The organism is Faecalibacterium sp. An192 (assembly GCF_002160175.1).
GTDB lineage: Bacteria > Bacillota > Clostridia > Oscillospirales > Ruminococcaceae > Faecalibacterium.
On record NZ_NFKB01000140.1, the window covers coordinates 1 to 888 of the forward strand.

1 protein-coding gene is annotated in these 888 nt (G+C 48.6%); it reads left to right on the forward strand.

Annotation, left to right across the window (positions count from 1 at the left end; all coding sequences use genetic code 11):
• The first annotated feature begins 110 nt into the window (after positions 1–110).
• Positions 111–770: a hypothetical protein gene (locus B5F27_RS16320; RefSeq protein WP_087369076.1), complete on the forward strand. Its 660-nt coding sequence runs from the start codon at positions 111–113 to the stop codon at positions 768–770.
• The last annotated feature ends 118 nt before the right edge of the window (positions 771–888 follow it).

Consider the following 888-nt stretch of genomic DNA (forward strand, 5'->3'; position numbering starts at 1 on the left):
GTCTTGACACCGGGGGGGGTATGGTATTATAGGCACACAAAGGAAAGGACCTTCCTTTGAACCTGTTTTGGGTCTCTATCTTTTTACACCATTAAGGAGGAAAAATTCAAATGAAACTCAAGAAGATTGCTTCTCTGATGCTCGCTGGCGTTATGGCTGTCAGCATGCTGGCTGGCTGCTCTGGCAACACCACTGATAACGGTGGCGCTTCCAGCGGTGATACCACTCCTTCCAGCAGCTACACTGAGACTGTTCTGAAGGCAACCAATGCTGCTACCCAGACCAAGCTGAGCATTAACACCAATGACAAGCTGGACAAGGCTGTTGCATGGGCTGCTCAGAATCATAAGGGCAATGGTGCAAATGCTAATACACTGACTGTTTTTCCTGAAAATGACACTGCTGTGACTGCTTGGGCCAGCAGATATATGGTTGGTTCTCAGCAGACGTATAGCGCAGACCCCAATGGCTGGAACTTTAGTGCCGCTAACGTAAATCAGTGGGCTACCAAGCCGCACACTTATTGGACGATGTTCTATGTGAGCCGCAGTGTTTCGGATGAGTTTATCACCAACGAAGTGGCGGAGAAGCTGGATGATTGGGCCAAGACCATGGAGAACAAGGGTGAAATTGTTGGCAGTTACACCTACGATTACACTGTGAGCGTTTCTAAGGCCGATTGCGCAGGTGGCGATCTGGATACTAAGAACGATGATTACGTGATTGTCGGCGTAGCAGTTACCGGCAATCGTACTGAAAACAAGTATTAATCAATTCTACTTATAACACCCCAGCAGCACCATGGCTGGGAGCTGATATAAGGGGCTTTTAAGCGAGAGACCGTTTAGAGGCTCGGGTAAATAACCCATCCGATGTGGCGACAAAGGG

What these genes read in the sequence shown, in the direction of transcription:
- B5F27_RS16320 (WP_087369076.1), top strand. Translation starts at nt 111, where the DNA reads ATGAAACTCAAGAAGATTGCTTCTCTGATGCTCGCTGGCGTTATGGCT.